The organism is Vibrio ishigakensis (assembly GCF_024347675.1).
GTDB classification, from domain to species: Bacteria; Pseudomonadota; Gammaproteobacteria; order Enterobacterales; family Vibrionaceae; genus Vibrio; species Vibrio ishigakensis.
Genome location: NZ_AP024882.1, coordinates 205,852 through 225,435, shown reverse-complemented (window position 1 = coordinate 225,435; position 19,584 = coordinate 205,852). Strand labels below are relative to the sequence as shown.

Here is a 19,584-nt window from a genome sequence, read left to right as displayed (position 1 = left end):
CTCGGTCTCATTTAGGAAGTAATAGTTAGTATGATCAATCAGGTGTTGCAAGAGGTTACCGCTTATACGGATGAGCGTGACTATGCCAAGCATCAAGTGGTGTACCGAAACGGTGCCCCAACCAGAGGATTCTTTTATGTTAAATCTGGACTGATAGGTCTCTACCAAACCACAGAATCAGGCAAAGAGAGCCTGCTGCGTATCTATGGCCCTGGTTACTTCTTTGGGTATCGCTCACTGTTCACCAAGCAAGACTATCGCTCTACCGCAAGAGCCATGTTGCCAAGTGAGTTACTTCAGGTAAATCTCAGCACCTTTACCGAGCTAGATAGCGTATCGAGTAATCTCTCGGGCTTTTTGGTGCGAGGTGTATGTTATGAGTTAGGCGAGGCCGAGAACCGTTTGACTCAGATGACCTCAAACAGCGCCAAGGTTAGGATCATGGATGCCATTTATCATCTATTCGACAATCATCCTGAATATCAGTGGACCTATCGAGAGGTCGGAGAATACAGTGGTACAGACACCACCACTGTGATTCGTTTCTGTAAGGAACTAAAGGGAATGGGGATCCTTGATTCAGAGAGTCGAAAACTTCAAGTAAGCTCTATCCAAGGTCTCAAGGCCTATCGAGATGAGCTAGCTGGTGATTAAAAAAGGCGCTTGAAGCGCCTTTTCTATTTTTAGTGGTTAGTCGAGGTTTTGAAATGCTCCACGACCAGCAAATCGGGCAGAACTTCCCAGTTCATCCTCGATACGCATCAATTGGTTGTATTTCTCAACGCGTTCGCCCCGGCATGGAGCACCGGTTTTTAAGTGACCCGTGCTCAAACCTACCGTCATATCGGCGATGAAACTGTCTACTGTTTCACCCGAGCGGTGAGAAACAAAAGCGCCCCAGTTCGCTGAGTAACATAGGTTTACCGAGTCTATGGTCTCGGTCAGAGAGCCGATCTGGTTTAGTTTGATAAGGGCCGAATTCGCTGCGCCTAAATCGATGCCTTTGGCTATGTATTTGGTGTTGGTCACAAAGAGGTCATCACCGACAATCTCAATACGGCTACCAAGTTTTTGGTTGAGCAGAGGCCAGTTGTCCCAGTCATCTTCGGCTAATCCATCCTCGATAAGAATGATAGGGAACTCGTCTACAAGTGCAGCATAGTAGTCGATCATCTCCGCCGAGCTGAGTTTGCGGTTCTCTGAATGAAGCTGATAACCTCCATCTTCAAAGAACTCACTCGAGGCAGGGTCTAAGCAAATACCTACATCTTCACCCGGACGCAGGCCCGCTGCCTTAATGCCCTGAACAATCAGTTCAAGGGGTTCTTTGTTTGAGTTTACCTTAGGTGCAAAGCCACCCTCATCACCAACACCGGTGGAATAGCCTTGATCGAGCAGCACTTTGCGCAGGGCTTGATACACTTCGCTACCCCATTGAACGGCTTCTCGCATAGAAGAAGCGCCGATAGGGGCAATCATATATTCTTGGAAATCAGGTCCTTGCCAGCGAGCGTGCACACCGCCATTAAGTATGTTCATGCAAGGAACAGGTAGGACGTTAGCGGATACGCCACCGATATAGCGATATAAAGGGACTTCCGCTGCCAGTGCAGCTGCTTTAACCACTGCAATGGATACAGCGAGTATGGCATTGGCGCCAAAGCGTGCTTTGTTTTCTGTGCCATCCAACTCAATCATAGTAGTGTCTATCTTGCGCTGTTCGCGTGAGTCCATACCAAGTAAGGCTTGCGCAATTTCGGTATTCACAAAGTTGACCGCTTGCGCCACACCTTTACCACCAAATCTGTCATCACCATCTCTTAGCTCTAGCGCTTCTCTTGAACCTGTACTAGCCCCTGATGGCGCTGAGGCGCGGGCTTGAACGCCACAGAATAGTGTTACATCTACTTCAACGGTTGGATTGCCGCGTGAATCGAGTATTTCGCGGGCGACTATGTTCTCAATTGAAAAATCCATGGATTATCTCCTGGTTAGTAGAAACAGTTATTTTGCTTAAAGTTCGGCCTTACTTCGTGTTCACCAATGTAGCCTTGTTGCAAGTGATAATCAATATCACCTGGGTTGCAAGTTTGGAAAGTTACGTACCGCTTTTTTATTTTGAGCAGACTTAAAAGGTACTTTCGGGGAGGCATATGTCTCCTCTTCTACACGGCCTGCTTTTGGCAAATCAGACCTAAAGTGTAGAAGAGGATGAAAGTGAGAGGAGTTGGGTGACTAAACCGCCATGTCCTCTTGAATAGGAGAGGGCTGTTTGAGGCTGGATTTGATGATCTGAATCTGAGTTTCTGCGTTTTGTACTGTGGTGAGAACTTTGCCTTCATCAATCTGATCGAGGTCGAAGGTGTATTCTGAGACGATGTTTAAGCCGCACATCAAGGTAGCAAGGGCTTCTTCTGAGGAGAGTTCGCCGAGGTCTTGCAAAATGGAGTCTAAAGCGGACAAGCTTTTTTGGTTGAGTCTATGCATAATCCTTTCCTAGCAAAATTGCTGACAATATTGGTACTGGTTGTAGTCGTTATTGGTTCATTTTTGTTTTGTAATTTTTATCAATACATTAAAACACTGATAAGTCAGGGGAATATCAGCAAAATAGGACAGCAAAGACTAAATTCAAATAAATTACCGACAGCGCTTGTAACATTTTGTTTTAACTAGTTTTCTATCTCACCGATAGAGTAGAGCACCAGCAGTTCAGGGTTATTGCCTTCTCCCAAGCTCTGAATGTCTTCCCCTTCTTCTTTGAGTTGACGAATGATCTTGAGTGCTTTTACGGGATCAACGCCTATGATGGTAGCCATCTCTGATGCAGACACGCCAAAGCGCGTGGCTATCAATAGCTCTTTGACTTTGCTCTTATCTGTTTTGAACATTCTTATACCCCTTAATAGGTAAGTTTCACATCTAACCTACACATCTGGTTACATATTATTTATAATCCCTGTGAATGCATGAGGACAAGTATGATCTGGTTAAGCGTCAAAATTGTTCAGATTGGATTTGTGATTGTCTATAGGGAATATAGAAAAAGACAAGATAGTATGAATACGCCCCAACTATAGGGCGTATTTTTTTGTCTAGAGAAAAGTGACTAGGCGAACTCTTTTTGCAGGTAAGCAACAATATCTGAAGACTCGTACATCCAAGTCTCTTGGCCATCTTTGTTGATCTTGAGGCAAGGCACCTTTACGCGACCGCCGCCTGACAGTAACTCTTCGCGAGCTGTCTCATCTTTCTTCGCATCCTTAAGCGCGATCTTTACCGATTGACGCTTCATTTCACGACGGACCTTCACACAAAAAGGGCAGGCTTCAAATTGATATAGGGTGAGGTCGTTGGCTTTGCTGTCAGCCTGTAGCTGAGCATCTTCGGAGCGCTTTACACCGCGCGGGGTGAATACAAAATCGAGTAGCAAGATGATCTTGCCAAGAATTATTCGGATAAGTTTCATAACTGTTCTAAGTGTCTTCCATGTTAATAATTAGGCACATGCTGAAGTAAAACGGACTTTGAGTCAATTTGTAGCTAGAGTGTTAATGGTGTGTGTTTGTGAATAAGTGAGCAAGGTTTGTTCAAGTAGAATAAAAAACGAGTAAACAATCACTTGTCGTCGATTTAGGGCTTTTCTTTTCAACCAGATGTGGCATATTGAAATTGTCTTCACGATGATGCGTGCATCGTATAATGGCTATTACCTCAGCCTTCCAAGCTGATGATGCGGGTTCGATTCCCGCTGCACGCTCCAATATTATCATTATTTTCAACAGCTTAAGCAAAGTAGTCTGTACCTAGAACGCCAAGGTGTCACGATGTACATGTTTAAGAATCGTAATTCGAACTACTATTCTAGAATTTACCTACCCAAAAAACTGGCAGTTAGTGGATGCCCTGCCGAAGTAAGGTTTTCTCTGCGAACTAAGTCTCGTAGTACCGCCATTGATAGATCTCTTCTAATACTACAAAAAGCCCGAACCCTCATCGCTAGAGCTATGAAGGAAAGCGATCTCGACGCTAAAACTTTTATTAGCTCATTGAAGGAAGAGTTAAATCTGATCGCCTGCAATTCCTTTTTATCTGAGGGAATCCTGCCTGCTCACAATCAACCCGTAGAGAAGCAACAAGATAGGAAAGTACATACCAATCCTTCCCGAGAGGATTTAGTTACCCGCTTTATTGACTTTAAACAAGCTGAGGGAGTTAAACCGAAAAACCTAGGCCTAATGCGCTCGCGGATACAATCATTAATCCAAGCAACTGATAAACCATTTGAAGAAATAACTGCAAGAGAAGCTAGCGGGTTTTTGAAAAAACTGTATGAGAAACGTTTATCTGCGAAGACGGTCAGAGACTATCTAGCAGCGATAAAGCAGTTCTACAATTGGCTTATATTGATGGAGTATGCCAGAGCCAATCCATTCGGATTAGTTAAGGCGAAGTCAGATGGTCGGCTAGCATCAGAACAGCGCCGAAAGTGGCGCAGACAAGAGCTGGGTAGACTGTTTTCTCACGATAATTTCACAGGCGTTATAGGATCAAATGATTCTCATCTCAACTATCAAAAAAAGTTGGAGGACTACTGGATCCCGCACCTCTTGTTATTCACTGGTGCTAGAGTTAGTGAAATTTGTCAACTGAGTACGAAGGACGTGGTGAAGTTGGGGGATATTTGGTGTATCAGCATAAATGAGAATGATGGCAAGAGTATCAAAAGCCGCGCTTCGATAAGACATGTGCCATTACATAATAAGTTGTTGAGTCTTGGATTCCTTGACTATGTAAATCAACGTGCTGAAACATATCAGAAAAAACTATTCGATATAAAACCATATGGTCAAAATAATTGTTGGTCTGAACAATTTGGGAAACGGTTTGCTAAAGTATTGACTCAACAGGGTTTTCACGGCAAGGATCGTCCGACTCTCCATGGGCTACGTCATACCTTCATAGATACTGCACAATCAGAAGGTATCGCAGAGAACGAAATTGCTGATATTGTTGGTCATACCAAACAAACAATGACTTATGGGCGCTATGGTAAGCGGGTCAGCTTGGTGCGATTGCAACTGGCAGTAAACCGGATTGAGTTTAAGGTTTTTGCTAGAAACGACTAGAACGACTTTAGGAATTAGTCGACAATACCTGCAATACCTGCAATACCTGCAATACCTGCAATACCTGCAATACCTGCAATACCTGCAATACCTGCAATACCTGCAATACCTGCAATACCTGCAATACCTGCAATACCTGCAATACCTGCAATTTGGTTTAGCTTGGTCTAAATAAAATCGCGAGCTCTGAGTTTGTGTCCTGCCGTGAAATCCGAATGTGTGAACTGTTTGCAAATCTGACTGATAAATCGAACTTTAAGGTTTCACTTTGACTTTGCCTGTTTGCACCCTTTTACCTGTTACATAGAACTAGAGCGTAGAAGCTACTAAAGGATTAACTAGTCAGTCAACAACGCCAACAACCGTGTAAGAATCAAGAATAGACAAACTTATAGATACGAGGTACTTTATAATAATGGTGGGAACTATTATATGTATAGCCAGTACAATTATTTGTTAAAAAGACAGTATTTGTCCCTATTGAGAGTAATTTAGGTGAAATGCTGTAGAAGAGAACATTAGCTGTGGCGTATAGTGATAAGTAATTTGAGAAATACTTAAGTAGTATCTAAGAGTGTTCTAGTACGAATGTGATAGTGCCCGTAAATGAATGTTACATAACGAGGAACTCCATTATATGAACCGAATCATGTTTCTATGGTCAATTCATATATTAATGTCTTTGCGTACTGATATGCTTTATTTAATTGAGTGAGAAAATATTTTATATGAAACATTTTACATTGGAACCTTCACCTAGTTCGCTCTTAGAATCACTTCGTGATATCGGGTATTCCATGGAAACAGCACTATCCGATATTCTAGACAATAGTATCAGTGCAGAGGCATCCCTAATCCATGTTGATTTTGAGTACTTGAATGGCAAAGCATGGGTGCAGATATTCGACAACGGTACAGGTATGACGTATCAAGAGTTGTTAGAGGCAATGAAGTTAGGTAGCAAGAATCCACTTAATACTCGAAGTAAAGATGATTTGGGTCGATTTGGGCTTGGATTGAAAACAGCCTCTTTCTCGCAAGCACGTCAACTAACTGTAATAACTAAAAAAGATAACACTCTATCTGCCATGCAGTGGGATTTGGATGAAATCGCGACTAGCCACAATGGCTGGCAATTGAATATTCTAGGTACAGACGACTTCCAAGAAAATGAACAATTGATCCAAGCAGTAAAGCTATTAAACAATGAGGATAGTGGGACCGTTGTACTTTGGAAAAAGCTCGACAGAATAGATAATTTTGATTCTGAGGAAATTAAGGAAACAAAATTTAATGAACTAATGAGTAATGCCAGAGAGCACATATCTTTAACATTTCATCGATTTCTGGATGCTAAGGAAGGAAAAAATAAGCCAATAGTTATACTGTTTAACAATGATAAATTAGAGGCTTACGATCCATTTTGTCGAGATGAAGTAGCGACCGTGGAGTTAACTGAAAAAACTATAAATATCAATAACTCGAAGGTAAAAGTTCAGCCCTACGTCCTTCCTCATCACTCAAAAGTATCATCTGAAAAATATGAACTCTATGGTGGAAAAGAGGGTTACTTTCAAAATCAGGGGTTCTATGTATATCGGAATAAAAGACTCATTATAAAAGCCAACTGGTTTAGGGTTATACCTAAGTCGGAGCTAAATAAGCTTATTAGAATAAGAGTGGATATTACAAATGAACTAGATAGCATTTGGAAAATTGACGTTAAAAAAGCTAATGCTGCACCTCCTATTTCAGTAAGAAACGAACTCAGAAATATAATCAGCAACATAGAGTATAGTGGTAGAAAAGTTATAAAACAAAAAGGGTATAAACAAGTAAGAAATGTGACATACCCAATTTGGGAAAGAATACAAAAATCTAACTCATATGAATATTTAATAAATAAAGAGCATCCTCTTATTCAAGATATCAGTGATTCTCTTGATTCAGAAACGCAACGAAAATTATACAATCTAATCGATTCTATCAGTACTGGATTCCCTGCAGAGCATTTCTATAGTGAATACGCTAGCAAGACTGAAAAATTTGATAAGCAAGAATTGGATGACAAGCAAGTATACGAAAGTATTGGATATCTTAGAAATATCTACGCCCAATTAGATCATGATAGCTTTAGAGCTATGATAATTGGTATGGAGCCATTCCACTCGAATCAAAGCCAAGCAATAAAACAAATTGATAAATTATTTAGCTGATAGTCACTATGAATAACAAGATAGAAAATTTCAAAAAAACAGTTCTTCCTTTTATTGAAACTAAATCAACAGAGCTTGTTGACGGTGACATAAGAGATATAGTTAATAATACAAGTGGATTCTTCAAAATAATGCATGGGGAAGAAATATACCATAATGAAATTGAAGAAGTCATAGCATATTTTGAATCATTGTTCTCTCAAGAAATGGGAGAAGGAACTCTATTTAGAAATCGAGATCATATTCCTTGGCTAGACGAATGCAAAGCTGACATCAATTGGTACTACTGGAATAGATATGAAAAGCACTTAATAAACTCTGGGTTTAGCCCCAAAGTGGCTGGAAAAATAGATTTAGTTACCAATAAAATCTTAGATAACTGCCAGAATCCTGATGATGATGGACAGTGGTCAAGGAAAGGTCTTGTAGTTGGTCACGTTCAAAGCGGGAAAACTGCTAACTACACAGGTTTAATAACCAAGGCCGCAGATGCCGGTTATAAAGTAATTATTGTACTTGCTGGGATATTAAGTGCATTAAGAGCCCAAACACAAGAGCGTATAGATGAAGGCTTCATTGGTAGAGATAGTACAAGATATTTAGATGCGAATAAAAATTTGAAGCTTGTAGGTGTTGGTTTGGAACGCTCAGAACAATCTAAGCGTTTTCCTGTATCACTTACTACATCAGAAGATTTTGATACAGCAGCCGCAAACAGTTTCAAGGCTAGTATTGATGGGTTCAAAGAACCCGTCGTTCTAGTGTTAAAGAAAAACAAAAGTATTTTGAATAATGTTATCAAGTGGTTCAAAAATAATAACCTCAACTTAGATGATGTTCCAATGCTTCTTATTGATGATGAAGCTGATCATGCTTCTATTAATACAAATAAAGAGGATGATGATCCTACGGCGATAAATTCTAAAATTAGAGAAATAATAGGGTTGTTTAGAAAAAATACGTACGTAGGATACACAGCAACCCCTTTCGCTAATATATTTATAGACCCAGAAACCACTGAGGAAATGGAGCATGATGACCTTTTCCCAAGAGATTTTATATTGAATCTAGATGCTCCATCAAATTACATTGGACCTGATAAGATTTTTGGTGATAACAGCGAATTAGATATTGTAAGAGAAGTTGTTGATTGTGAAGAGCATATTCCTATGTCTCACAAGAAAGATTTTGTTCCAACTGAATTGCCGATTAGCTTAATGGAAGCTATTAATTGTTTCGTTATAACTAAAGCGATACGGTTATTAAGAGGTCAATTTGGGAAAAATAACTCGATGTTGATTAATGTTAGTAGATTTACTGATGTCCAATCGAATTTAAAAATTTTAGTTTTTAATTACATCAAGTCTTTAAGCAACGACATACTAAATCATTATGCAAAAGAGCCGGACATTGCAATAAGAAACAAAAGCATTAGACAATTGAAAGCTACGTTTTTAAAAGAGTACAGCGATGTTGAATTTGTATGGGCAGAGGTTCAATCCCAACTCAAAGCTTCTATCGCGCCTTTGAAAGTGATTGAAGTTAATGGCTCAATAAATGCTGAGCCATTAGATTATGATAAAGAGAGGTACCCTAGCGGAAGGACTATCATTGCTGTTGGTGGCCTCAGCTTGTCACGTGGACTGACGTTAGAAGGGTTGACCGTTAGCTACTTTATGCGTAACAGCCAGATGTATGACACTTTGCAACAGCAGGGACGCTGGTTTGGATATAGACCAAACTTCGAAGACATTTGCCGTGTTTACATGGCTCCTGAAGCAATAAGCTGGTATAGGCACATTTCTGCGGCTACAAATGAGTTACGGGCAGACTTTTCTAGAATGGAACAAGCTAGAATGAGTCCATTAGAGTTTGGTCTAGCAGTCAGAGCGCATCCAGAATCACTAATGGTTACTGCTAGGAACAAGATGCGTACCGGTAATAAATTTACTCAGAGTATTTCGCTTTCTGGGCGCCTAGTCCAAACAGAAAAGCTCTTAGCTACTAAAAAGTCGGTCAATGAAAATCATGCGTTACTAAGAAGGTTTATCAAAAGTGTTATTGGTAATACCAACGTTGATGCGAATATTAAGTCTCCCGGAGTATTTGTCAAAGACATTTCCAATGAAGATGCTGTTAATTTCATTCAAGCGTTTAGGAATCACCCTGCATCAATGCAGTCTGAACCTAATGCAATAAGTGACTATATCGAGAAAAAGTATGATTTACTTGATTTATTGATAGTTAGTCCTAGCAAAGGTAAAGAAAGTTTAAGTTTAAAATTAGAAACTCGTGATGGTGAATTGAATATTTCTGCAGCTAAACGAACCGCTGTGTTTAATAGTATAAGAAAAGAGATAATTTCAAGTAATAGTACATTTGTTTCGCCAAACTGGGAAAGTGCTGGTTTGACAACAAATGACATAGAAAGCCTAAAGAAAAAAAAGAAATCAAGTAACCATGCTAACGATGATGTTAGTTTGTCTGGTCGAGACTATAGAACTTTGAGAACAAAACCTTTATTGATCATATCGGTATTAGATGTCAAAGAAAAGGAGTCTAAGGAGGAGGACTCCAAGAAGGAGGACTCCCAGTTGCAAGAATGCATTGGGAGCGATGGTATTGTATTTTGGGCGCTGTCTTTTCCTAAGTTAGAAGATCACGAAGCTCTACTCAAGGAAAATCAAGTAGAATATATTGTTAATACGCAATATTGGAAAGAAATTTATTCAGATTATGACTTAGAAGAAGAGTATGATGATTAATGAAAGCTCTACATTACCTTGGTTTGCTCTAGATAATAATAAGAAGATTAGAGCTACTAAATCTAGTTACGTAAATGCATGGTGGTTTGTAGATAGTAACGGGAATTACTGTTTTAAGGCATTTTCTAACGCAAAACCTAAGGCTAAACTAAGGAAGCCCGAGTTAACAGGGATGGACACTGATATTGCTATCGATGATGAATCAGTCATACTAAGATTAAGAAACAAACATAATGCATCGCTTTTCTATTCATTATGTAAGGATATTATAGGTAAGATCGAGAGTTTAGATTATTATACCCATAGCACAATTTTAGAGCGAATTGATAAATGGCAGAAGTTTCTAAAGAAAAGCAATGATGGGTTATTATCTACTGAAAAAATAAAAGGATTAATTGGTGAGCTATACTTTATAAATAGTTATTTGTGTGATTGTAAAGGGTTTACCGCAGCCGAGGCTATTGAATTTTGGACGGGACCACTCGGTTCTAACCAAGACTTCTGCTTGTCAGACGCAGCCTTTGAAATTAAATGTAAAACAGGGACTAGTCATCCTAAAATTAAAATATCTTCTGAAACACAGTTAGATAAGCTACTTGATAAACTTTACCTCTATGTTTTAGTTATTTCTCCAGCTCGCAGTTATGATGAAGGCATAGAAAGTCTTCCAGAGTTAATAGAAAAAATAAAGTCTAAGCTGATTGATAGTGGAAGTATCGAGAAAATAGATGAATTTGAAGAGAAACTATTGTCTATTGGATACATTTATAATGAAAAATATGATGATCATAAATTTATATTAAGTTCAGGAACTTTCTATATTGTGAATGACAGTTTCCCCAAAATTAGCCGTCAAGAAGTTCCAAGATGTATAAGTGATGTGACTTATTCTATTAACTTAGACGACATTTCAAGTTTTATAATTAACGAAAGTGAGTTAATGCTATGAATAATGAATTAACCGAATTCTTTGACAAGCATCTTCAAGATATCTATGCCGGTGCATTAGTTTCAACAGGGTTTGAAGAGGAAAACTTTGTTGAGAATATTTGTGATACATTGGTAGATGAGGGGGTAATTGAAAATTATGAACCTTGTGGTTTCAAGAAAGATAGATTGGGTATAAAAGTAGATGCGTATGATTACTCAGATGAAAACGGAGTATTAACCCTTATTATATCTAAGTTTTCAGAGTCCTATAGTACCTTGACCAAATCTGAAACACAGAAATTATATAAAAGATTGGAGAAGTTCTTCAAGTACTCACTAAAAAGTGACTTTATAAATAGCTTAGAGGAGACTGAATTAGCATATAATTTGATTCAGTTAATTAACACAAAGCAAGATTATATTACGGGATTGAAGTTTATTGTTGTTTCGAACCTAGAGTTGAGCGATAGATTCAAAGATTTCACTATTCCTGATGTAAATGGAATCAACGTTATTCATCAAATTTGGGATTTAACAAAACTATATAATATTGAAACATCAAAATTTGGAAAGCAACCCTTATACATTGATATACAGAATGATTTTGCTACTACAATTCCATGTTTAAAGGCATTTGAGCCAGCGGATAATCATCAGTCTTACCTATTTATGTTAAATGGGAAGATACTAGCTGAGCTATATGAGAACCATGGTGAAAGGCTACTAGAACAAAATGTTAGAACTTTTTTGCAGTTCCGTGGCAATACTAATAAAGGGATGAGGAAGACTATTCAAAAAGAACCGGAATTATTCTTTGCCTTTAATAATGGCCTAACAGCAACAGCAGAATCGTTGTATTTTAGCGAATCAAACCCAAATGAAATTGTTGCAATTAAAGATCTCCAAATAGTAAATGGAGGTCAGACTACAGCGTCTATTTTCAATACTTACAAAAAAGACGGTTCAGATCTTAGTAAGGTATATGTTCAAGTTAAATTAACTGTAGTAAAACCAGAGGAAATAGAGGATTTAGTCCCACGGATATCTGAGTTTGCGAATACACAAAATAAAGTAAATGCAGCTGATTTCTTTTCAAATTCGCCTTTCCACCGGGAGATGGAGAAGCTTTCTCGTCGGCTTTTTGCTCCAAGTGCCGTTGGAAGTCATAGACAAACTCAATGGTTTTATGAGCGCGCTAGAGGACAATATTTAACTGCGAAAAACAGCGGAACAAAAACTGATCAAGATAAGTTCGAGAAATTAAATCCTCGAGGACAAGTCATCACAAAAACTGACTTAGCTAAATACCAGATGAGCTTTGAAAAAAAACCACATTTAGTAAGCTTAGGAGCTCAAAAAAACTTTACTCTATTTGCTGAAAAGATTGGTAAAGAATGGAAAAAAAGTGAACTTAGCTTTAACGAAGTCTACTTTAAAGATTTAGTAGCTAAGGCTATAATTTTTAAAGGTTTGGATAGAGAAGTAGCAGCTCAGAGAGACTCGTGGTATGGCGGTTACAAGGCTAACATTGTAACTTATGCAATAGCTAAGTTCACAAGTATTTTAGAAGCGAAAGGGCTACAACTGGACTTTTCAAAAATTTGGAATTTACAAGAAGTACCAAAGCCTGTGTTGGATAATTTATTGTTGATAGCGGAAAAGGTTAATTACAATATAAAAGAAAAAGCAGGTAACGAAAACGTAACTCAATATTGTAAAAAAGAAGCTTGTTGGACAAGAATAGAGAGTGAAATGTCCATCCCTTATGATATTAACCTTAAGTCTTTTGTCATAGAAATGCATAAAGAGCGTAATCGAAAGGAAGATGCTGTTGCAACAAAGAAAATAGACAATGGGATAGAAGCCCAAGAGTATGTACTTATTAAATCCAAAGAGGAGTATTGGGGAATGATACTTGACTGGAATAAGGATAGTTTTATGCTTTCTGAGAAGGAAGTTAGCCTTCTCAAAATAGCAGATACCGTACAGCAGACAAGGAAAATACCTTCTCCACTGCAGTGCAGAGAAATAATAAATATAGAAGAGAAGGCGAAACGAGAAGGTTTTAGCTTTCGATAGGCTAGTGTAATATCTGTTTAGATTTATTGATAGCTACTACATGAGTTATTCTACAAGTAAGATAGGTAGTTACCATTAACGGATGAATTCGAGACAGAGTTTAGCATGACGCAGGGTAAACTTGCCCACAATCGAAGAGCAACTTTGGGGTGTAGAACAACACGAGCAAGAAAAAGGTACTTACTCGTGTTCCTGCTTACGACTTAGCCAAACATAACTAGTGTTTAGATAATATCTCTATTACTTTTCTTTTGTATGTCTTTCTTCAAAAGAGAAATGTTTTTAGAAGTTACTTCATCAGGAGATAGACTGGCAAGTTCTTCAAATGTTTTGATTAACCTATTGAACTGACGGTTAAGTTGTTTCTCGTCATTCTTTGAGAAAGCCTTGAACCACTTATCAGATTGATTTTGTAACTTGGTAACTAACCTCTGAATTTTCAATGCTCTCTTTGCTTCCTGCTGCTGATACTGCCATTCATCTAGCCGCTTACCTCTGCCAGTTGCTTTTGGAACATACTGTGTGTAGTCGTATCCTGTATGTTCTAGAACTGCTGAGTTAAATGATTGTTTAATCAGTCTCGTGACCTGTTTACGCTGCAACTCCTTCAAAATACGTGCTCCAACTATCTTGGGCATTATCAAATGGACATGGTCGCCAGCTCCTAAACCTTGCTGTTTTTGTTGATGAACAACAGCTCTCAGCCGTGTTTTGAAATGCTCAAATTCAACATCAGTAAGTTCTAGCTTTTTGGCTACAGTAATACAAATGTCACGTACTATGCTTCTCCATTGTTCTGGAGTCGGTCTGTACCCTTGTGGCATAGTAAGGCAAAACTCCATTGCATAACTCTGTAAAGGTCTACCACCTTTGTTGTTTAACATCTGAGTTGTACGAAAATGTTCACCTGCAATGGCTATGCGCTGAGATGTTTTTTGGTTACCTAGGAGGTTTAAGATTCGCTCAGTGTTTTTGTGGTTTGGATGAGATTTTGATAATAGGTATTTTTCTCTAATCATTACTCCAGCGGTTGCGTTTTTTACTGCCTGTGTTGTAACTGTCCAGTTTTTAAGCATGGTTTTCAATAACTGTAGGATTTTTAATTAGCTGAGTGCAACTAATTAAATACTAAGCAATTATTTTGATGCCTCATTCCAGATAGGACAACCCCATCGCTTCGCTAGGTGATGTCACTGGCAAGATGGGAGACCCCTCTTAACTCCCCCCTTTAAATAGATTTGTGATTTCTGACATAAATTTATATGTTGAAGAGAAAGCACTATGAACTATTCACTACATTTTGAGAAGAACTTGTCAGCCTCACTTTCTAGGCAAGATGCAAGGTTAGAAAATATTTATTCGAGGGTATTGGACTATTGCGTAAGAGCCGGCTTTATCTCTAAAGAGAGTATGCGAGCCAGCAATCCGCGTTTTGTGTGGCTACAAGAGACAATACGAAAAAATATTATGTCTTTGAGCTTACTTCAACAGATCATTATAGATTGCGCTGAGCCAGCTTTGAGTTTGGACGAAGTTAACAATGATGTTGATGAAAAAGCTAAATTAATTATCCGAGAGATCGCCAAGAAGATTCTTGATAGTTCTCCGGATTTTTCTGCAGATTGCCTATAAGTTAGATAGCAACACTAGCTCGTACAAACAGCCCAGAATCTATGTGACGCTGGGCTATCTCTTGTCTATGCAGAAGGCTGTATCTAAGTCTTAACTGGCTTTAAGATTTGCTTCATCGATAGCGTTGATGTTGTCTAAAGTTATTGTCATTTGTTTCGCTACAGCATGGATTACGTTCATACAAACTGAGTTACCAAATTGTTTGTATATTTGCCCTTGTGATACTGCATCAACAATGAACTCCTCAGGAAAACCTTGTAGTCGAGCGCACTCACGAGGAGTAAGTTTTCGAGGGTTTTTATTTATAAAAGTTTGGTCTATGAGGATCTCTGAACCGTCTTTGTAATATCTGGCACTGATTGTATTTGTATATTCACTTTCATGTGTGAAAAGTGAGTAGCCGAATCCATTTCCTTTGGTTTTGTGTTCTTCTTTACGCTTTTTGTGGCCGATCCACAATTTGTCAGAAATAGTAAATCGATCTTTACCGTTGCGAGTCTCATCGTCAGTTAGCTCTATTGCTGACTGAAGTATATTACCCACTCTAGTTGGTGTTTTCGGTGCAATTGGCCAGTTGAATTCTTCATCAAAGCTCACATCAGGAAACTGATCCTTATCAAAACCAATGATGAACACCCTTTCCCTATTTTGAGGAGCCCCAAAATCGGCAGCACGAAGAACTTTTATATCGACCCAGTAATTTAGCTTTCGGGATAGAGCTTGTCGTGTTTCATCACTGAGTAATATATCATCTGGCAATTCATGCTCATGGTTGCCTTCGAGGATTGCCCTGATAGTTTTGAGAGTTCGCCCTTTGTCGTGCCCTTGTAACTGCTTTACGTTTTCTAAAAGAAAAGCCTTTGGCTTCTTCTCTGCAAGTATACGTTGGATTTCAAAGAACATGGTTCCACGAGTATCGCTGAATCCCTGTTTTAAACCGGCTTGTGAGAAAGCTTGGCAAGGAAACCCCCCCAGTAAGATATCGTGGTCTGGTATCTCAGTAGCTTTAATTTGTGTAATGTCGCCGTTTGGCATCTCTCCATAATTTGCTAGGTAGGTTTTTTGAGCGAACTTGTCCCACTCTGAGGTAAAGACACACTGTCCACCTAATTTTTGAAATGGATAGCGAATTCCGCCAATCCCCGCAAATAGATCGATGAATTTGAATTTTGGTGTGACGCTAGCGTCGAACTTCAATGGTGCATTGTCGTAGTGTGCTTTTAAGTTAGCCTCTAGTGCTTCGATGGCAGCCCATTTTACTTTTGTTGGTTCGTGTTCACCCTTTTCCCAGCCACGAATAGTTCGATCACCACTAGAGTTCATGCCCAGTAAGTTTGCTAGTTCTGTAGCCCCAAGTCCCAGTTTTTTTCTTAGGTTTTTGATATATTGCGCTTTATCTAAAATTTCACTCATCACACAGCCACTTATCCGGTTTTTAACCCGGCGATAATAGCACTGTGTTTTTGTTGATGCAAACAGGAATCGGTATGTTGCAGGATCTTGCACTGTTGAAGAGGCAAGCAGAAGAATCTGTCTCTGACAATCTTTCTACAGAGTTAAAATTTGATAATGACGCTAAAACGCAGCTATTTGAAGTTTATCGAGCTGCTTATTCCAGCTACTCTCCTGTTTTACAAGATAATCTTATCAAGATAACGAATAGCAATTCACAGGCCGCATATTTGCCGTTTAACTGGTTTGCTAGAATTCGCCATTGTCGAAGTATCATTGCAGCTTTACAAGATTACGCTATTCACGCTCAAGAGCTTAAGAGGCTCTTGGAAGATTCAACGATGAGAGCCCTTCCTGCACTTCTGTGGCGTGATGAGATTGATGCAGGGCAAGTTGCCATAATTGATACTTACGTTAATGAAAACTTCTCAGATGTTGACGATAGAAGTAGGTTCAATGATTTTCTGTCTGGTGAAGTATGGCTTGATAGAAAAGGAGATGGACTCAGCGGTAAAAAACTGAATCGAAAACCAAGTGACTATATAGCCTCATGCGTGACGTCTATTTGCAAGCTAATTAATGATACAGCAGGAAAGCTTGAACACTTTATAGCAATATACATAGAAGAGGAATCAGTACGAAGCCTTATCGATAGCCTAAGTGCTGAGGACCCTAGTGAAATAGCTCCAAGTCTTGGTTCATCGACTACTGTGAGTTCGATTACGACAGGTCATAACAAAATTTACTATGGTGCACCCGGTACTGGTAAAAGTTATTCGTTAAAACAGGGGCTAGATGAGAAACAATTAATACGAACGGTTTTTCATCCTGATACCCAATATAGTGACTTTGTTGGTTGTTTAAAGCCTGTTATGGAGGGTGGTAGTGTAACGTACCAATTTCGAGCAGGTCCATTTACAGAAGCACTGATTAAAGCTGTGAATGATCCATCGAACCCTTACAACTTGGTGATTGAGGAGATTAACAGGGCTGCTGCCGCGGCAGTATTCGGCGAAATATTCCAGCTGTTAGATCGAGAGGAGGATGGCACCAGCACTTATGCTATTGATATATCAGATCCTGACTTGCTCAACTATCTTAATAGTCACACCAGCGGTGCTTTTTCTAGCAAAAAAATCAAGTTACCCTCGAACTTATCTTTGCTTGCAACAATGAATAGTAGCGATCAAGCAGTAATGCCTATGGACACAGCTTTCAAGCGTCGTTGGGAGTTTGAATACCTGAGGATCGATTACTCAAAAGCATCCAAGGGAGAGTTAACTGTAAACATTAATGGTATCGATGGTGTTGAAAGTTGTACGGTGTCTTGGGCTGATTTTAGCAAGGCTATCAACAGCTTATTAGTTTCTGAGCGTATTGCCGAAGATCGTCTTCTTGGTCATCGATTTATTGGCGAAAATGAATTTAAATCTGGTTCAGACCATATCCTCAAAGGCAAACTGCTGATGTATCTTTGGGATGACGTACTTCGACATGGCCAACATACAGTAATTTTCCGCGAGTCTGCGGAAGTGAAGGGCACAACAACGTCGATCACAAATTTTGGTCAACTTATTAGTGCTTATGAGCAAGGCGCAGCTGTCTTCAATGAAGCGTTAGAGAGCAAACTAAGTGAGTGTGCGATTGTTCCTATTGAGCCTGAAGTAATTAGCGATGGCGATTGAGCTTAATCTCTACACTGACCGAGTGTTAGTTGGGTTATTGCCTGAGCATTTGAAAGAGGTCATGCTTGCAAATGGTGTTATCCAGAGCGGTGATAATAAAGTTTCTTTTTGCGGTGTGGTAGTCTCAGGGCAGGGGGTAAACGTATTTTTTCCTCGGAACTCGAGTTTGCCTCATTCAGGTACCAAGAGTTGCTTTCGCCTATCTGCATCTCTGATTAGAGCTATTTATCGTTACACACAGGACCGCTCAAGCGTTATAGAAGCGCTCGAGGATGGTGAAGGTTGGTTTGGACACCATAAATTAGCTTTGATCTCTGGCTTACTTGAAGATTATTGTGCAAACGGCCTATATTCTCAGAGATTGTCTGAGCGAGTAATCAACTCGGGTAAGCCTGATTGGAAAAAAACCATTTCGCAGCAAGTAGCCTATCATGGAAGAGGTGGGCCAGTATATCTTGACATCCTCGGTTCTAAACGGCGCTACGTATCGGATTGTGAGGTAGCTAGAATTCATGCTTCAGTCATTCGTGAGCTTGACTCTTCGTATGCGTGGATTGTGACAGGGTCAGACCTGTCTATTGCACAAGATATTCAAACAGTGTCTGAGCCGAAGGGGGAACTTTGGCATCAAATAGAGGCAATTAACTTTGAGCTGGAGCGTGTTTATTCGGACAGAGATATCAGGTTGCTCAAGCTGTTGCGTGACTATTTAAAATCGGTTCATGGGCGAGAAAAAAGTGATAGTGTTTTAGGGATACGGCACTTTCATACAATGTGGGAGCATATGTTGGATAAAACTTTAAAGTGGAATTTTCCAGTGAATAAGTTGCTCCCTGTACCAGCATACCGTTTTATCGATGGGGACATAAAGATTGCTGCGAATAAAGGTCAAAGAACTGATACTGTTCTAAGGCTTCCAGATAGTGATATTTTTGCAGTTGTCGATGCAAAGTATTATGAGGCTCAAGGGCTGGGAAGTGCTCCGGGGTGGCCAGACTTAGTTAAGCAATTCTTTTACGCTAAGGCGTTATCAGTATATTGTCCAACTGCAAGTGTACGGAATTTCTTTGTTTTTCCGGGGCGAGGCCCGTTAGAGTCTGTCCATATGTTAAATAGAGAAACTGGTAACACAGAGGATGAAATGTATCCTCCAATCAAGTGTGTTTACGTTGAACCATTGGAGTTACTAGATAACTTTGTAAAAGGTAAAAAGGCGGAGAAACTTAGTGAGTTACTTATGGAGCTCGATACGCATGCTTAATTTTGTGTGGCCGCAGAATCCTTTCAAAGCGAATAAGTAGCTGAAATGTGCTCTGATGAAAGATAAAAAAACTGATTGTAGATAGCACCTACAACCAGCTCCTTTCGAGATAGACTTGTTCAGCAATTACTTACTTAAACATGATGTCATGGTATTTGGGAGGGAGAATCTCATACAGCTCATAAAAATGACTGCCGAACATGCGCATTATTGTAATTAGACCTGCTAGTTGGTGCTTGGTCATGTAGCGCAGGAGTGAGCCGAGCTCCGGATTGACGTCTACCGTGTAGTTGTAGATGTAGATGTTCATCAGTGTGTTCTTAAGTTCGGCGCGATGTCCGCAATTCTCGAAAAGATCTTCTATTTGCAACATTTCTTCTGTTGTGTAGAGTTCGTGCATGCCTGCTTCAATAAAGAGTTTGGTCATAGGGTTAT

General features: G+C 39.4%; 17 protein-coding genes and 1 tRNA gene. 11 read left to right on the top strand and 7 right to left on the bottom strand.

Annotation, left to right across the window (positions count from 1 at the left end; all coding sequences use genetic code 11):
- Nucleotides 1–30: 30 nt before the first annotated feature.
- Nucleotides 31–654 (top strand): Crp/Fnr family transcriptional regulator, encoded by a 624-nt coding sequence (locus tag Pcarn_RS14835; RefSeq protein ID WP_261836700.1) that lies wholly within the window; start codon nt 31–33, stop codon nt 652–654.
- A 36-nt stretch (nt 655–690) separates the two neighbouring features.
- Here Pcarn_RS14835 and eno read toward each other — a convergent pair whose 3' ends face one another.
- The 4 genes from eno to Pcarn_RS14815 all read right to left on the bottom strand — a co-directional run bounded on the left by eno (nt 691) and on the right by Pcarn_RS14815 (nt 3,469).
- Nucleotides 691–1,977, bottom strand: a complete 1,287-nt coding sequence (eno, locus tag Pcarn_RS14830; protein WP_261836699.1) for a phosphopyruvate hydratase — start codon at nt 1,975–1,977, stop codon at nt 691–693.
- Between the two features lie 258 nt (nt 1,978–2,235).
- Nucleotides 2,236–2,487, bottom strand: coding sequence for a hypothetical protein (locus Pcarn_RS14825; protein ID WP_261836698.1), 252 nt, complete (start codon nt 2,485–2,487; stop codon nt 2,236–2,238).
- A gap of 185 nt (nt 2,488–2,672) precedes the next feature.
- Complete coding sequence (locus Pcarn_RS14820) at nt 2,673–2,891, bottom strand: hypothetical protein (protein WP_261836697.1); 219 nt, start codon at nt 2,889–2,891, stop codon at nt 2,673–2,675.
- A gap of 218 nt (nt 2,892–3,109) precedes the next feature.
- The gene (locus Pcarn_RS14815; protein ID WP_261836696.1) at nt 3,110–3,469 is read right to left on the bottom strand and encodes a glutaredoxin family protein; all 360 of its coding nucleotides are present in this window, start codon (nt 3,467–3,469) and stop codon (nt 3,110–3,112) included.
- Between the two features lie 219 nt (nt 3,470–3,688).
- Between Pcarn_RS14815 and Pcarn_RS14810 the strand changes: the two genes are divergently transcribed.
- From Pcarn_RS14810 to Pcarn_RS14780, 7 genes are all read left to right on the top strand, one after another.
- Nucleotides 3,689–3,763, top strand: a tRNA-Gly gene (locus Pcarn_RS14810).
- A 70-nt stretch (nt 3,764–3,833) separates the two neighbouring features.
- Nucleotides 3,834–5,129, top strand: coding sequence for a tyrosine-type recombinase/integrase (locus Pcarn_RS14805; RefSeq protein ID WP_261836695.1), 1,296 nt, complete (start codon nt 3,834–3,836; stop codon nt 5,127–5,129).
- On the top strand, nt 5,113–5,304 hold the full coding sequence (locus Pcarn_RS14800) for a hypothetical protein (protein ID WP_261836694.1): 192 nt from the start codon (nt 5,113–5,115) through the stop codon (nt 5,302–5,304). Before Pcarn_RS14805 ends, Pcarn_RS14800 begins: the two co-directional genes overlap by 17 nt.
- Before the next feature lie 622 nt (nt 5,305–5,926).
- Nucleotides 5,927–7,345 carry an ATP-binding protein gene (locus Pcarn_RS14795; RefSeq protein WP_261836693.1) on the top strand — a complete coding sequence of 473 codons (1,419 nt, stop codon included), beginning with the start codon at nt 5,927–5,929 and terminating at the stop codon, nt 7,343–7,345.
- 8 nt (nt 7,346–7,353) lie between these two features.
- Nucleotides 7,354–10,110, top strand: coding sequence for a Z1 domain-containing protein (locus Pcarn_RS14790; protein WP_261836692.1), 2,757 nt, complete (start codon nt 7,354–7,356; stop codon nt 10,108–10,110).
- Nucleotides 10,100–11,059, top strand: a complete 960-nt coding sequence (locus Pcarn_RS14785) for a PD-(D/E)XK motif protein (protein ID WP_261836691.1) — start codon at nt 10,100–10,102, stop codon at nt 11,057–11,059. Before Pcarn_RS14790 ends, Pcarn_RS14785 begins: the two co-directional genes overlap by 11 nt.
- On the top strand, nt 11,056–13,119 hold the full coding sequence (locus Pcarn_RS14780; RefSeq protein WP_261836690.1) for an AIPR family protein: 2,064 nt from the start codon (nt 11,056–11,058) through the stop codon (nt 13,117–13,119). The genes Pcarn_RS14785 and Pcarn_RS14780 overlap by 4 nt, the downstream gene beginning before the upstream one ends.
- A gap of 224 nt (nt 13,120–13,343) precedes the next feature.
- Here the strand turns inward: Pcarn_RS14780 and Pcarn_RS14775 are convergent, their stop codons facing one another.
- Nucleotides 13,344–14,195, bottom strand: coding sequence for a hypothetical protein (locus Pcarn_RS14775; protein WP_261836689.1), 852 nt, complete (start codon nt 14,193–14,195; stop codon nt 13,344–13,346).
- Between the two features lie 205 nt (nt 14,196–14,400).
- Between Pcarn_RS14775 and Pcarn_RS14770 the strand changes: the two genes are divergently transcribed.
- On the top strand, nt 14,401–14,751 hold the full coding sequence (locus Pcarn_RS14770) for a hypothetical protein (RefSeq protein ID WP_261836688.1): 351 nt from the start codon (nt 14,401–14,403) through the stop codon (nt 14,749–14,751).
- A gap of 90 nt (nt 14,752–14,841) precedes the next feature.
- On the opposite strand, the gene dcm is transcribed toward Pcarn_RS14770, so the two are convergent.
- Nucleotides 14,842–16,164: a DNA (cytosine-5-)-methyltransferase gene (dcm, locus tag Pcarn_RS14765; RefSeq protein WP_261836687.1), complete on the bottom strand. Its 1,323-nt coding sequence runs from the start codon at nt 16,162–16,164 to the stop codon at nt 14,842–14,844.
- A 74-nt stretch (nt 16,165–16,238) separates the two neighbouring features.
- On the opposite strand from dcm, the gene Pcarn_RS14760 reads away from it, so the two are divergent.
- Nucleotides 16,239–17,888 carry an McrB family protein gene (locus tag Pcarn_RS14760; protein ID WP_261836686.1) on the top strand — a complete coding sequence of 550 codons (1,650 nt, stop codon included), beginning with the start codon at nt 16,239–16,241 and terminating at the stop codon, nt 17,886–17,888.
- Complete coding sequence (locus Pcarn_RS14755) at nt 17,878–19,149, top strand: LlaJI family restriction endonuclease (protein WP_261836685.1); 1,272 nt, start codon at nt 17,878–17,880, stop codon at nt 19,147–19,149. Before Pcarn_RS14760 ends, Pcarn_RS14755 begins: the two co-directional genes overlap by 11 nt.
- A gap of 130 nt (nt 19,150–19,279) precedes the next feature.
- Here Pcarn_RS14755 and Pcarn_RS14750 read toward each other — a convergent pair whose 3' ends face one another.
- On the bottom strand, nt 19,280–19,576 hold the full coding sequence (locus tag Pcarn_RS14750) for a hypothetical protein (protein ID WP_261836684.1): 297 nt from the start codon (nt 19,574–19,576) through the stop codon (nt 19,280–19,282).
- Nucleotides 19,577–19,584: the final 8 nt, after the last annotated feature.